Source organism: Saccharopolyspora sp. NPDC050389, from assembly GCF_040655595.1.
Lineage (GTDB): Bacteria > Actinomycetota > Actinomycetes > Mycobacteriales > Pseudonocardiaceae > Saccharopolyspora.
The window spans coordinates 1-12,937 of record NZ_JBFAKG010000084.1; the positions used below are offsets into that span (position 1 = coordinate 1).

Genomic DNA, 12,937 nt, shown 5'->3' on the forward strand with positions numbered 1-12,937 from the left:
CCGCCGGTACCGCCACTTTCCGGAGCACCGTCACCTTGCCGCCGCCGTAGGCCGTGACCAGGTCGATCGTCGGGCGCGGCGCGGAGCGCAGGCCGAACACCAGGTTCACCAGGGCCGGGAAGAACACCACGATCCCGCCGATCACGGCGATGCCGAAGGCGTCGCGGCCGAAGATCAGCATGATCAGCGGCGTCATCGCCACCAGCGGCACCGAGCGCAGCAGCATCGCCACCGGCATGACGGCCTGCTCGATGCCGCGCGCCAGGAAGAACGCCACCGCGAGCACGATCGCCGCGACCAGGCCGGCGGTGAAGCCGAGGCTCGCGTCGCGCAACGTGATCGCCAGGTTGCCGAAGACGGTCGCGCGGTTGGCGGCCGCGTCGTCGTCGGTGAACAGGTACTCCCACACCGCCGACGGCGGTTTGCCGACCATCGAGTTGATGTCGAAGAGCTCCAGGAACGCGATCCACAGCAGCACCACGACGACGGCCGAGGCCACCATCGGGATCAGCAGGCGGATCGCGGATCGGGCGAACGTGCTCATTCCTGCTCCCCCTTGGCCCACGGCGTGATCAGCCGTCCGAGCACGGCGAGCAGCGCGTAGCCGACGCCGGCGAGCAGCCCGCACACCACAGCCAGCGCCCACGTGCGCGGCACGACGTACTGCTGCTGGGCCACCGTCAGCACCACGCCGAGTCCACTGTCGACACCACCGAGGTATTCGCCGATGATCGCGCCGAGCAGCGCTGCAGGCACCGCGATCTTCAGCGCGTTGAGCACTGCCGGAAGCGCCGCGATGAGCTGCACCTTGACCAACCGGTGCCAGCGGTTGCCTCCGTAGGCGGTCACGACGTCGAGGCTCGCCTTGTCGGCCGCACGCAGGCCGAGCAGCGCACCGACCAGCGTGGTGAAGAAGACCGACAGCGCCGCGAGGAAGATCGTGGGCGTCCGGCCGCCGAACACCACCAGGATGATCGGGCCGATCGCGGTCAGCGGCATGCAGTAGCTGACCACCGCGAGCTGGGTGGCCACGCCCTCGGTGACCGGGAACAGCAGCACGATCATCGCGATGGCCAGCGCGACGAGATTTCCCCACAGGTAACCCATTCCGGCTCCGCTGAGGGTGATGCTCGCGTTGTCCCAGTAGAACTTCCAGCCGTCCTCGGCGAACTGCTGCACGACGGCGAGCGGCGTCGGCACCGCGCCGCCGCCGGCGAACACCGTCGCCGCCAGCACCCACCACAGCGCCACCAGCGCCGCGATCCCAGCGGCTCCGCCCAGCCAGCGGGTCATGAGGCGGTCCGCGCGGTGAACAGCAGCTCGGAGATGTGGTCGTGCAGCGCGTGGAACTCGGGCGTGCGCATCATCTCCGGAGTGCGCGGGCGGGGCAGGTCGATCTCGACGACCTCGAGGACGTGTCCGGGCCGCGGGCTGAGCACCGCGACGACGTCGGACAGGAAGATCGCCTCGGAGATGCCGTGGGTCACCATGAGCGTGGTGGCCGGGCGTTCGGTCCAGATCCGCAGCAGTTCCAGGTTGAGCCGCTGCCTGGTCATGTCGTCCAGCGCCCCGAACGGCTCGTCGAGCAGCAGCACGCGGGGCTGGACCACGAGGGCACGGGCGATCGAAACGCGTTGGCGCATCCCGCCGGAGAGCTGCGCGGGCTTCGCCTTCTCGAAGCCGCCGAGCCCGACCAACTGGATCAGCTCGTCGATCAGGCCGGGCTCCGGCTTGAGGCCCGCGACCTCCAGCGGCAGCCGGATGTTGGTCGCGACACTGCGCCACGGCAGCAGCGCCGAATCCTGGAACGCGATCCCGAGGTGGTGGTGCTTGCGCAGTTCGAGCGGCGTCTCCCCGTGCACGAGCGCGGTGCCGGTCGTGGGCTCGTCGAGCCCGGCCAGGATGCGCAGCACCGTTGACTTTCCGCAGCCGGAGGGCCCGAGCAGCGACAGGAACGCACCCTTCTCGGTGTGCAGGTCGACGTTCTCCAGCGCGGTGACCGGGTTCTTGCGCAGCGCGAAGCGCTTTCCCAAGCCCGACAGCGAAATTCCCTCGGTCACCGCAGCAGGTCCGGGTTCTCCTGGTAGACCTCGCGCAGCGGGGCGAAGTCGAACAGGTCGTCGGCGGCGATGTCGATCCCGGCGAACTTCAGCGAGTCGACGTTGGCCTTGATGAGCTCGTCGGAGACGGTCAGCAGCCCGTTCGCCCTGGTGTCGTCGGAGACGATCAGCTCGGCCTGCCGCTGCATCATCTCCTCCTGCTCGGCGACCTTGAGGTTCTGGTCCTTGCCGTAGTTGTCGACCGCGAGGCGCGCGGCGCCGCCCGGATCGGCGATGGCGTCCTTCCAGCCGCGCACCATCGCCTTCAGGAACGACTTGAGCCTGTCGCGTTCCTCGTCGATCGTCTGCTGCGCCACGATCAGCGTCTCGCCGACCAGCGGCAACCCGTTGTCGGCGAACAGGAACTGGGTCGCCGGGACGCCGCGGCGCGCGAGCGTCGCCGCACCGCTGGTGGAGAACCCAAGGTAGCCGTCGATCTGGCCGGTGGTGATCGGCGTCGGGTCGAACTGGAACGGCACCCGGGTGATCTGGCCCGGGTCGATGCCGTTGGCCTTCAGCAGCGCGGTGAAGGCGAGGTCGTTGCCGTCCTGCACGCCGATCCGCTTGCCGATCATCGACTTGGCATCGGGAATCGGGTTCTTCTCCAGCGACACGACCGCGAACGGGTTCTTCTGGTAGGTCGCGGCGACGATCTTCAGCGGCGCGCCCTGCTTGATCGCCGGCGCGGTGATCAGCGGCGCGGACACGCCGATCCACGCCCGGCCGGTGGCGATCGCCGCTTCCGCGGAGGTTCCGGCGGCGCCGCCGGCGAGCAGCTCGACCCGCTCGAAGCCCGCCTGCGTGAAGTAGCCGCGGCTGTCGGCGAAGTACTGGCCGGCGAACTCGACGTTCTTCACCCAGGACAGCTGCATGGACACCGAGCCGCCGGACGAACCGCTCGACGCGTTGCCGCCGCAGGCCGACAGCAGCGCCGAGCCGCCCAGCGCCAGCCCGGACAGACGGAGGAATCGACGCCGGTCGAGGGGCCGGCCGGCGGACCGGAGGTTAATCATGCGTGGCAGTCAAACAAACGGCGCAGGCGCGATCCATGTGCGCGCCGACGAAAGATCCGGCCCGGTCCGGCCGCGATTGTTGGAGGGTCCTACAAGGACGTTACGGTGCTGTGTCGAAGTTGCAGGCCGGACCGGGGCGCGCGGGGAAAACCTTGGGCGATCCGCTGAAGCGGCGCGCGGGCGGTTCCGGTTGGCTGTGAGGCGATGACGGTGGGAGGAGAGGCGTTCATGCTGCCGACGGCGGAATTGCACATTCACATCGAGGGCACCTTGGAGCCCGAGATGCTGGTCCGCCTGGCGGCGCGCAACGGGGTGAAGCTGCCGACCACGGACATCGACGAGCTACGCGCCCGGTACCGGTTCACCGACCTGCAGTCGTTCCTCGACCTGTACTACGCGAACCTGCCGGTGCTGCGCACCGAACAGGACTTCTACGACCTCACCAGCGCATACCTGACGCGCGCGGCGCAGGCCGGCGTGCGGCGCGCCGAGATCTTCTTCGACCCGCAGACCCACCTGCGAAACGGCGTGCCGCTGGAGGCGGTGTTCGCGGGTCTCTCCGGCGCGTTGGACGACGCGCGCGACATCTCGACCGACCTGATCCTGTGCTTCCTGCGGGACCTCGGCGCGGAGGCCGCGGAGGAGACGTTCCGGGCCGCGTTGCCGTTCCGCGACCGGTTCATCGGAGTCGGCCTGGACTCCGCCGAGGTCGGCCACCCGCCGTCGCTGTTCCGCGAGGTGTACCGGATGGCGGCGGCCGAGGGGCTGCACCGCGTCGCGCACGCCGGTGAGGAGGGCGGGCCCGACTACGTGTGGGAGGCGCTCGACGTGCTCGGCGTGGAGCGAATCGACCACGGCATCCGCGCGATGGAGGACGCGAAGCTGGTGCGGCGGCTGCGCGAGGAGCAGGTGCCGCTCACCGTCTGCCCGCTGTCCAATGTGGCCCTCCGGGTGGTGGGCGAGCTGGCCGATCACGTCCTGCCCGCGATGCTCGACGAGGGCCTGCTCGTCTGCGTCAACAGCGACGATCCCGCCTACTTCGGCGGCTACGTCGACGACAACTTCGCAGCGCTGCGCAGCGAACTCGGCCTGGACGACCAGCAGCTCGCAACGCTTGCCCGCAACTCGTTCGACGCCTGCTTCGCCCCGGCGGAGCAGAAGGCTCGCTGGAAGGCGGAGGTGACCGCATGACGCATCGGCTGGAGGGCATCAGGGTCTGGGACGGCACGCGAGACGTCGGGGTCAGCGACCTGGCGTGGACGCCGGAGGGCATCGAGGAGGTCAGCCCCGCCGCCGAGCAGCGGTGGCCGGAGTTGTGCGTGCTGCCGGGCCTGGTGGACACGCACGTCCACCTGCTCGGCTTCGCGGGTGAGGGCGACGGCGGCACCGACACGTTCACCTTCCCGCTGGTCACCACGCGCGAGGAGCAGACGCTGCACGCGGCCGCGAACGCGCAGAAGGCGATGCGCCGGGGCGTCACGACGCTGCGGGACCTCGCCGGCGACCAGGCGCAGGCCGCGGTGCGGCGGGCGTTCGACCTCGGCATCATGCCGGGGCCGCGGGTGCTCGTCAGCGGCCCGGTCGGGATGACCGCGGGCCACGGTGACCTTTTCGTCCCGCCCGCGGTCAAGGAGCGCGCGCCGCTGGCCGACAGTCCCGACGAGTGCCGCAAGCTGGTGCGCACCTGGGCGCGCGCCGGGCTCACCGGGATCAAGATCTTCACCAGCGGCGGGGTGCTGTCGATCGGCGACAAGGTCGGCTGGCGCAACCACACCCGCGATGAGCTGAAGGCGACCGTCGACGAGGCGCACGCGCTCGGCATGCTCGTGTCCGCGCACGCGCACTCGGAGATCGGCATCCAGATCGCCTTGGAGGAAGGCGCCGACTCCATCGAGCACGGCACCGAGCTCACCGCGGAGCAGGCGGAGCTGCTGGCCGCGCGCGGGACGCCGGTCGGGCCGACGCTGCTGATCAACGAGATCATCGCGCAGGGCAAGGCGGCCGCGAGCGCGGAGGCCCGGGACAAGGCCGCCGAGCTGGTCGCCCGCCGCGACGAGCTGTTCCGGGCCGCGGCGCGCGCCGGGGTGCGGTTCGTGCTCGCCACCGACGCCAGCGGCTACTTCGTCGAGTTCGGCGACCAGATGACCGAGGTGGTCCGGATGACCGAGGTCCTCGGCGTCGACCCGGAAACCGCGCTGCGCGCGGCCACGTCCGACGCCGCCGCCTCGATGGGCCTGGGGAACGTCACGGGGCGGATCGCGCCGGGCCTGGGCGCGGACTTCATCGTCCTGCGCGGCAGGCCCTGGGAGCGGGCGGCGGACCTGACGCCGGACAACATCGTCGCGGTCGTCTGCCGCGGCGTCCTCGTCGCCGGGCAACTCCCGGCCTGACCGCAAGGGCTCGTGAGCGCTGAAGCCGGTTCTTACCGGAACAAGCACTCACGAACATCGCGTCACCGCCCCGGCGAACTCGTGTTGCTAGGCCGTGCCCGTTGCCTGGTGGTTGGTTTCGGCGACGTCCAGGCAGGTGAGCGCGAGGTAGAGGTCGACGCGGTCGCGCATCGAGGACAGGCTGCGGCCGGTCAGTTGCTCGATGCGCTGGATCCGGTACCGGAGCGTGTTCACGTGCACGTGGAGTTCTTCGGCGGAGCGCTGCCACGAGCCGCAGGATTCGAGGAACGACGTGAGGGTGCCGATCAGGTCCGAGCCGTGCACCGCGTCGTAGTCGGCCAGTGGCGTGAGCATGTGGTGCCGGAACGAGCGGCGCAGCCGCGCCGGTAACGCCGACAGCAGGACGGCGTGCGAATCGACCTTCGACCCGGACACCACCACCGCCGCCCGCCCGGGCCCGTGGCCCCGGGCGGAACGCAGCCGTCGGCGGGCGACCTCCAGCGCCGAGCCCAGGTCGCTGACGCTCGCGGTCGGCTCGCTCACCCCTGCCAGCAGCCGGTTCCGTCCGGGCAGTTCGACGGCCGACAGCTCGGCGGCCACGCCGTCGAGGCGCTCGGCCTCGCCGTTGACCAGCAGCACGGCCTGGTCGTCATCGGCGTGCACGAGGAGGCGGCGACCAGGAGCCGCCAGCAGGTCGGCGAGGGTCTCCGCCAGGTCGTCGCCGGGGCGGGCGTCGCCGGCCGCGATCACGACCGTAGGCAGGTGCGGGTCAGCTCCGAGCATCCGCAGGTGCGCCGACACCTCGCCGGGCGCCGCGGTGTCCGAGCCGAGCACGCCGACGAGGTCGGCGATCTGCCCCTGTTGCAGGGAAAGCCGCTGCTTCTCCGCCAGCACGGTCTCGCAGACCGGGGTGAACGACCGGTCTTCGGCGATCACCAGCAGCGGCAGGCCGAGCTCGGCGCACGCGGCCACCAGTCCCGCCGGCATCGCCCTGGTGACCAGCAGCCCGACAACCAGCCCGGCCGCCCGGCTGCGCGCCAACGCTGCGGCGAACGGTCGGCTGTCGGCCGGCTCGCGATACCAGAGGCAGCTGGTGAGCACGAGGTCGCCGGGGAGCAGGAACCGGCTCGGATCCGGCAGGTCCGTCACGTAGGCGCGGCGCACCTCGCCGGCGAGCCCGGCCGCGCCCGCTTCCACGACGGACAACCCCAGGTCGAACTCGTGCACCAGCTCGCGCAGCCTCATCGGTCTCTCCTCAACTCCGGCCAGTCGTCGAGGTAGCACATCATGGAGCCCTTGGTCCACGCCAAGGGCGGGTCGGCGGGGCGGGCATCCGCGAGTCCGTTGTGGACGGTGTTGAACAGCCGGTGACGGGCCCGGCACGCCACGCGATGCTCAGGTCTCGTCGTGAGCGGCGAGGACGTGATCCCGGGCGCCCTCGACGTGGGTCGTGATCACGCGGCGCAGCGCTCGCGCATCGCGGGCCCGGAGGGCGTCGACCATCGCCTGGTGTTCGTCGTCGATGCGTTTCAGGTCGCGCCCGGAGCGGACCCAGCGGCGGCTGTAGGGCTCGACGAGGTGCAGCAGCTGGTCGATGAAGCGCAACGCGAGCCGCCGCTCGGACAGGTCGTAGATCCGGCGGTGGAACTGGTAGTTGAGGGACGCGCGGCCCGCCGCGTCCGCGCCCTTCTCGCGCATCTGATCGGCCATGGCCTGCAGTTCGTCGATGTCGCGTTCGCGGCAGCCGCGCACGATCTCGTCGGCGAGGTGCGGTTCGAGCTGGAGGCGCAGCTCGAAGAGCTCGGTGATGTCGCCGTGGCTGAGCTCGGCGACGATCATGCCGCGCTGCGGTTGCACCTCGATGAGGCCTTCGGCGGCGAGGGCGTGCAGCGCCTCGCGCAGCGGGATGCGGCTGACCTCCATCTCGCCGGCCAGCTGCTCCTGGACGAGGCGGGTGCCGGGGAGGAGCTCGCCACCCCGGATGGATTTCCGCAGCCGCGCGGCGATCACCTCGGCGCTGTTGCTGGTCCGGGCTGCACGAGTCACTGCGCCAGGATACCCCTTGTCCAATCCGCAGCGACTGTATACATTCGCTGCGAATCAACTCGAAGGGAAGGTTTCCGGATGTCCGGTGACGTCGACGTCGCAATCATCGGCGGTGGATTGCTCGGGCTGGCAACGGCGAGGGCGGTGTTGCGCGCGCATCCGGATGCCTCCGTCGCTGTCCTGGAGAAGGAATCGCGGTGGGGCGCGCACCAGTCCGGGCACAACAGCAACGTGATCCACAGTGGCCTGTACTACGCGCCGGGCAGCCTCAAGGCGCGGCTGGCCCGCGCCGGCGGAGAAGCGATGATCCGCTACTGCGACGAGCACGGAGTACCGGTCAAGCGCACCGGGAAGATCGTGGTCGCCACGGCTGAGGAGCAGCTGCCGCGGATGGACGCGCTCGAAGCTCGGGGCCGGGAGAACGGCGTCACGGTGCAGCGGTTGAGCCGCGGCGAGATCGCCGAGCGGGAACCCCACGTCGCCGGTGTCGGCGCGCTGGCGGTCGCCGACACCGCGATGACCGACTTCGGCCAGGTGTGCCGCGCCTTCGCGGCCGAGCTCACCGAGCTCGGCGCCGACCTGCGCACGAACTCGCCGGCGCGGTCGTTCACCATCGCCCGCGACCGGACCGTCGTCCACACCCCCACCGGCGAGGTGCGGGCGCGGATCATCGTCAACTGCGCCGGCCTGCACAGCGACAAGATCGCCGAGGCCGCCGGGCACCACCCGCCGGTGCGGATCATGCCCTTCCGCGGCGAGTACGCCGAGATCCGCCCGGCCCGCCGCGGCTTGATCAACAACCCGGTCTACCCGGTGCCCGACCCGGATCTCCCGTTCCTCGGCGTGCACGTGACGCCGATGCTCGACGGCACCGTGCACGTGGGCCCCAACGCGGTGCCCGCCCTGGCGCGCCAGGGCTACCGGTGGCGCGACGTCGACCCGCGCATGCTGGGCGAACTGCTGCTCGATCCCGCCCTGCGCGGGCTCGCCCGGCGCTATTGGCGTTACGGCCTCGCGGAAATCGGCCGATCGCTGATCTGGCCGCTGTTCGTGCGCGAAGTCCGCCGGATGATCCCGGAGATCAACGGCGAGGACCTGCGCCGGCACGGCAGCGGCGTGCGGGCGCAGGCCGTCAAGGCCACCGGCGAGCTGGTCGACGACTTCGTCATCAGCCACACGCCGCGCGCGATCCACGTGCTCAACGCCCCGTCGCCGGCGGCGACTTCGAGCCTGCTCATCGGCAGCCACATCGCCGCCGAGGCCTTCGACCAGCTCGGGCTGGCCGACATCGCCCGGACCGTGCGCGAGTCCCCGACCGGCATCTGACCCACGAATCCCTTGCGGCGCAGCCACGTGCTGCGCCCGGCCGCCAGTTCTCCTTCAACGACGATCGAGGATCGCTTCATGACCGACCTGCTCTCCAAACCCGAGCCCGGTTCCGGCTTGCACGAAAGCTCGACCCGCCGACGGGTGGCGACCGCGACGATCGTGGGTTCCGCCTTGGAGTGGTACGACTTCTACCTCTACGCCTCGATGGCGGCGCTGGTCTTCGGCGGCCTCTTCTTCCCGAAGACCGACGGCTCGGCCGGCACGCTGGCCGCCTTCGCCACCTTCGCGGTGGGCTTCCTGGCCAGGCCGATCGGCGGGCTGCTGTTCGGCCACCTCGGCGACCGCATCGGCCGCCGGAACGTCCTGATGATGACGTTCGTGCTGATGGGGGCCGCGACCGGGCTGATCGGCCTGCTCCCCACCTACGAGACCATCGGCGTGCTCGCGCCGATCGCCCTCGTCGTCCTGCGAGTCCTCCAGGGCCTGGGTTCCGGCGCCGAGTACAGCAGCGCGGCGGTGGTCGCCTACGAACACGCCAGCTCGGACCGGCGCGGCAGGCAGGGAGCTTGGCCCGCGCTCGGACTCAACGTCGGTCTGCTCCTGTCGTCGCTGACGGTCGGAGCGCTGACCAGCGTGAGCGAGGAGTTCGTGCGGTCCGGCGGCTGGCGCATCCCGTTCATCGCGAGCTTCGCGTTGGTGGGCGTGGGAATCTGGGTACGACGCCGGATTCCGGAGTCCCCTGCATTCGAGCAGGGCGCCGAAAAGCCGGCGAAGGCGCAGATCCCGCTCGTCACGCTGCTGAAGCAGGATTGGCGCGGCCTGCTCGTCGTGATGGGGATTGCGCTCGGATACAACGCCCTCAGCTACATCTTCAAGACCTTCTCCCTCGCCTACCTGTCGGAATTCCAAGGTGTCGCGGCGAATGTGGGCGCATTCGGCATCGCACTGGCCAGCGCTGCCGCGATCGTCATGGCGCCGGTGTTCGGCTGGGCGAGCGACCGCTTCGGCAGCCGCCGCGTAGTCCTGGCCGGCGGTGTCGCGTCGGCCCTGTTCGCCTTCCCGTTCTTCGTGCTGCTCGACACCAGGGACACCACCGCGATCTGGTTGTGCCTGGTGATCGCCACCGGGGTACTGGCACCGGCCATGTTCGCGCCGCAGGGAGCGTTCCTGTCCAAGCAGTTCCCGGCTTCCGTGCGCGTCAGCGGGGTCGGCGTCGGGCGGGAGTTCGGCGGCGCCATCTCCGGAGGGCTGGCACCGATGCTGGCGTTGGCGATCGTCGGCGCCAGCGAAAGCCACGCCACCTGGGGCGTGTCGTTGATCCTGATCGCCAGCGCCGCTCTGGTCGTCCTGGCGGCCCTCCTGGACCAGGCGAAGCGGCACGCCGAACGCTGATCCGCGTTCTCCTGTCGACGTCGGGACAACGCCCTCGGTATCGCGCCGAGGGCGTTGTCGTTCTCGTGCCCACGACTGCGAATTCGGTCACCAGATCGTCTTTCAGAGCCCGATTCCCATTGGGGTTCCAGTTCGTCTCCCCCGAGGACGACCCGGAGGTGTCTCCCGGCGTGTGGAGCCACCTCGGTGGCCCAGGCGCGTCGTTCGCGGTCAGCTCCGAGACGATCTTCGGGCTGAGCACGAACCCCGTCGGAGGTGGTGTTTCCGCTACGGCGGGGACGCTACGGCGTGGAGCCGGATCGGCGGCCCGGCGCACTCCATCGTCGCCGCTTTCCGGGTCAACGTGTGACCGCTGCATCACCGAGAACCGCCGCCTGGATGAGCGCGTGGGAACCGCCGGTCCGCCAGGCTTCGCCGGTGCCGTCCAGCGTCGCGACGGTCGCGTCGTCGAGCCCCACCACGACCTCCGATTTCAGGACCCGCAACGCGGCCACCGGGGACGGGAAGTAGGCGACGACGTCGGCGAACGGCGTGGTGGCGGGCCAGTACCGGTCGCCGACGAGGCGCCGGTAGTTCAGGTCGCCCTTCATGATGGTGACCGACGCGGACTCGAACTCGGCTCGCAGATCAGCGGGCATGGCGCGGTAGTCCAGCGGTGCGCAGAAGAACGGATGGGCACGCACCTCGATCCGCCCGGCCCGCAGGCCGTCCCAGACCCGCCGCCCGACCTCGCCCGCCTCCCCGGCGAGGCCGACCAGGTGGCGCAGGACGCCGACGACATCGGCGGGCGTGGCGTCGGAGACGTAGTACGGCGTCGGCTTGACGTGCAGGACGACGCGGTCCGCGCGGCCGGTCGTCAGCAGGTGGTCGATCAGCACCAGGTCGGCGGCCAGCTCACCGGCCGAGTTGTCGGCGACGAGGTGGACCGGGCCGGGTTCGCCGAACAGCGACCAGAACAGTCCGCTGTCGCCGGTCACCAACCCGGCCGCAGCGCCCTCGGAGCCCGCCGACATCCGGAACGCGAGATCAGCCTGGTTCCCCCACACCGCCGCCCGGACCACGGTGTCATCGCGATCGACCTCGTTAAGCCGCGGCAACGCGTCGAGCGCCGCCAGCGTCTCGGCGGTGCCGGCGCTGCGGAGCTCGGCGTCCTTCATCGGAGCGAACGGATCGATCCCGCGCCACTGCCCGGGCGCGAAGTAGCCGACGGCCGCGAGCAGCTTGCGGAAGAAGTAGCTCTCCGCCCACAGGAACGAGCAGTCCGCCCACGGCCTGCCCAGCCGGTCCGCCGCCCAGGCCGCCCAAACGTCGTGGTCGGGCGCGTCGTCGCCGAGCGGCTCGACCACTCCCCCGGTCGTCTCGCGCAGCAGTTCCGCCAGCCTGCCGCGCACGGCGGTCCCGTAGGGGAACGCGGCGCACAGCTGCTCGATCATCGCCGGGTGGCGTTCGTGGAACACCTTCCAGGCGAACGAGCCCGGCACCCCGATCGTGATCAACGGCGCTTCCGATCCCACCACTGCTCCCGTCTCGTGCCGCTACACCCGCGCCGAAGCCTACGCATGCGGCGCGAGTGTCCACATCAGACGTCCGTGGTCGCACGTTCGGGGCAACCTGCGGGTTCCCGCTGACAGCGCCCGTGCCGCCGCCAAATACTCCTACTCGCGTTGTCACGCGCAACGATCCGCACGCCGTAGAACTGGGGAAAAATGCGCACATCGACGAGGACCACCCTGATCGCGATCACTGGGGGCGCGCTGCTGCTGGGCGCGGCCACGACCGGCGGTGCCGCGCCTGTGGACGAGGACGGCGACCGGGCCATCAAGTGCTCGACCGAGCGCGGCAGCGACGACTTCTACCCCGGGCCGTCGGCGTCGAAGGTCTACGACGACAAGTTCGACAAGGAAGCCTGGTCGATCCCCGGTCTGGCGGACGGCTACGTCCCGCAGGGCCTGACCCGGATCCAGGACGTCATGCTGGTCACCTCCTACAAGGAGGTCGGCGGCGAGCAGGTGAACGGCCGGATCTACGGCATCGACCTGAAGACCGGCAAGGCGCTGGATCCGGTCGAGGTGGCCCCGTCCCACATGGGCGGCGCGGCCGTCGTCGGCCCGTGGCTTTACGTCTCGGCCAAGAGCAGCAATCTCGCCTGGTACCGGGCGGAGGAAGTCTTGAAGCAACTGCGCGAGCCGGGCGTTTCGTCCATGGAACCGGTGGGCAAGACGGGCGTCTACGCCGCGTCGTTCCTCGGCAGCTACGGCGACGTGCTGTACGCGGGCAAGTTCAACCGCACCGACCGGGACGTGATGCACTCCTACCGGATCGGCCCGGACGGCACGCCGCAGGAGGCGGGCAAGTTCGAGGTGCCGAAGAAGGCCCAGGGCCTGCTGGTCACCGAGGACAAGTTCGTCTTCAGCACCTCGGCCACCACCAAGAACCGCAGCAACCTCTACATCTCCAACCGGGCCGATCACCAGCTCGAACCGTCGGCCAAGTGCTTCCGGGCGCCGAGCATGAGCGAAGGCATGACCACCTACGGCGACAACGCCTACCTGCTCTTCGAATCCGGCGCGCAGGTCTACGAGCACAAGGCGACCAACCCGATCAAGAAGCTCCACCAGGCGAAGATCTCGAAGCTGACCAGCACCGGCTTCTGACCGACCGGCACGAA

The 12,937-nt window shown here is 70.3% G+C and carries 12 protein-coding genes; 5 read left to right on the forward strand and 7 right to left on the reverse strand.

Annotated features, from left to right (window positions below; all coding sequences use genetic code 11):
- From AB0I53_RS38010 to AB0I53_RS38025, 4 genes are all read right to left on the reverse strand, one after another.
- The coding region (locus AB0I53_RS38010) for an ABC transporter permease subunit (protein ID WP_358613885.1) at positions 1-544 on the reverse strand (544 nt) is incomplete at its 3' end.
- Entirely contained in the window at positions 541-1,293 is a 753-nt protein-coding gene (locus AB0I53_RS38015) for an ABC transporter permease subunit (protein ID WP_358613886.1), read from the reverse strand. The genes AB0I53_RS38010 and AB0I53_RS38015, both read right to left, overlap by 4 nt.
- Entirely contained in the window at positions 1,290-2,060 is a 771-nt protein-coding gene (locus AB0I53_RS38020; protein WP_358613887.1) for an ABC transporter ATP-binding protein, read from the reverse strand. The genes AB0I53_RS38015 and AB0I53_RS38020 overlap by 4 nt, the downstream gene beginning before the upstream one ends.
- The gene (locus tag AB0I53_RS38025; RefSeq protein ID WP_358613888.1) at positions 2,057-3,112 is read right to left on the reverse strand and encodes an ABC transporter substrate-binding protein; all 1,056 of its coding nucleotides are present in this window, start codon (positions 3,110-3,112) and stop codon (positions 2,057-2,059) included. Before AB0I53_RS38025 ends, AB0I53_RS38020 begins: the two co-directional genes overlap by 4 nt.
- A 204-nt stretch (positions 3,113-3,316) precedes the next feature.
- Here AB0I53_RS38025 and AB0I53_RS38030 point away from each other — a divergent pair, with 204 nt between their 5' ends.
- Complete coding sequence (locus tag AB0I53_RS38030) at positions 3,317-4,303, forward strand: adenosine deaminase (RefSeq protein WP_358613889.1); 987 nt, start codon at positions 3,317-3,319, stop codon at positions 4,301-4,303.
- The gene (locus AB0I53_RS38035; RefSeq protein ID WP_358613890.1) at positions 4,300-5,502 is read left to right on the forward strand and encodes an amidohydrolase family protein; all 1,203 of its coding nucleotides are present in this window, start codon (positions 4,300-4,302) and stop codon (positions 5,500-5,502) included. The genes AB0I53_RS38030 and AB0I53_RS38035 overlap by 4 nt, the downstream gene beginning before the upstream one ends.
- Before the next feature lie 87 nt (positions 5,503-5,589).
- Here AB0I53_RS38035 and AB0I53_RS38040 read toward each other — a convergent pair whose 3' ends face one another.
- Both AB0I53_RS38040 and AB0I53_RS38045 read right to left on the reverse strand, forming a co-directional pair.
- Positions 5,590-6,747 carry a helix-turn-helix domain-containing protein gene (locus AB0I53_RS38040; RefSeq protein WP_358613891.1) on the reverse strand — a complete coding sequence of 386 codons (1,158 nt, stop codon included), beginning with the start codon at positions 6,745-6,747 and terminating at the stop codon, positions 5,590-5,592.
- Positions 6,748-6,897: 150 nt separating this feature from the next.
- Positions 6,898-7,548, reverse strand: a complete 651-nt coding sequence (locus tag AB0I53_RS38045; RefSeq protein ID WP_358613892.1) for a GntR family transcriptional regulator — start codon at positions 7,546-7,548, stop codon at positions 6,898-6,900.
- 78 nt (positions 7,549-7,626) lie between these two features.
- On the opposite strand from AB0I53_RS38045, the gene lhgO reads away from it, so the two are divergent.
- Both lhgO and AB0I53_RS38055 read left to right on the forward strand, forming a co-directional pair.
- A complete protein-coding gene (gene lhgO, locus AB0I53_RS38050) occupies positions 7,627-8,874 on the forward strand; it encodes an L-2-hydroxyglutarate oxidase (protein ID WP_358613893.1) in 1,248 nt (415 codons plus the stop codon).
- A gap of 78 nt (positions 8,875-8,952) precedes the next feature.
- Positions 8,953-10,269 (forward strand): MFS transporter, encoded by a 1,317-nt coding sequence (locus AB0I53_RS38055; protein ID WP_358613894.1) that lies wholly within the window; start codon positions 8,953-8,955, stop codon positions 10,267-10,269.
- A 338-nt stretch (positions 10,270-10,607) separates the two neighbouring features.
- On the opposite strand, the gene AB0I53_RS38060 is transcribed toward AB0I53_RS38055, so the two are convergent.
- Complete coding sequence (locus tag AB0I53_RS38060) at positions 10,608-11,783, reverse strand: damage-control phosphatase ARMT1 family protein (RefSeq protein WP_358613895.1); 1,176 nt, start codon at positions 11,781-11,783, stop codon at positions 10,608-10,610.
- A gap of 192 nt (positions 11,784-11,975) precedes the next feature.
- Here AB0I53_RS38060 and AB0I53_RS38065 point away from each other — a divergent pair, with 192 nt between their 5' ends.
- Positions 11,976-12,923 carry a hypothetical protein gene (locus AB0I53_RS38065; protein WP_358613896.1) on the forward strand — a complete coding sequence of 316 codons (948 nt, stop codon included), beginning with the start codon at positions 11,976-11,978 and terminating at the stop codon, positions 12,921-12,923.
- Positions 12,924-12,937: the final 14 nt, after the last annotated feature.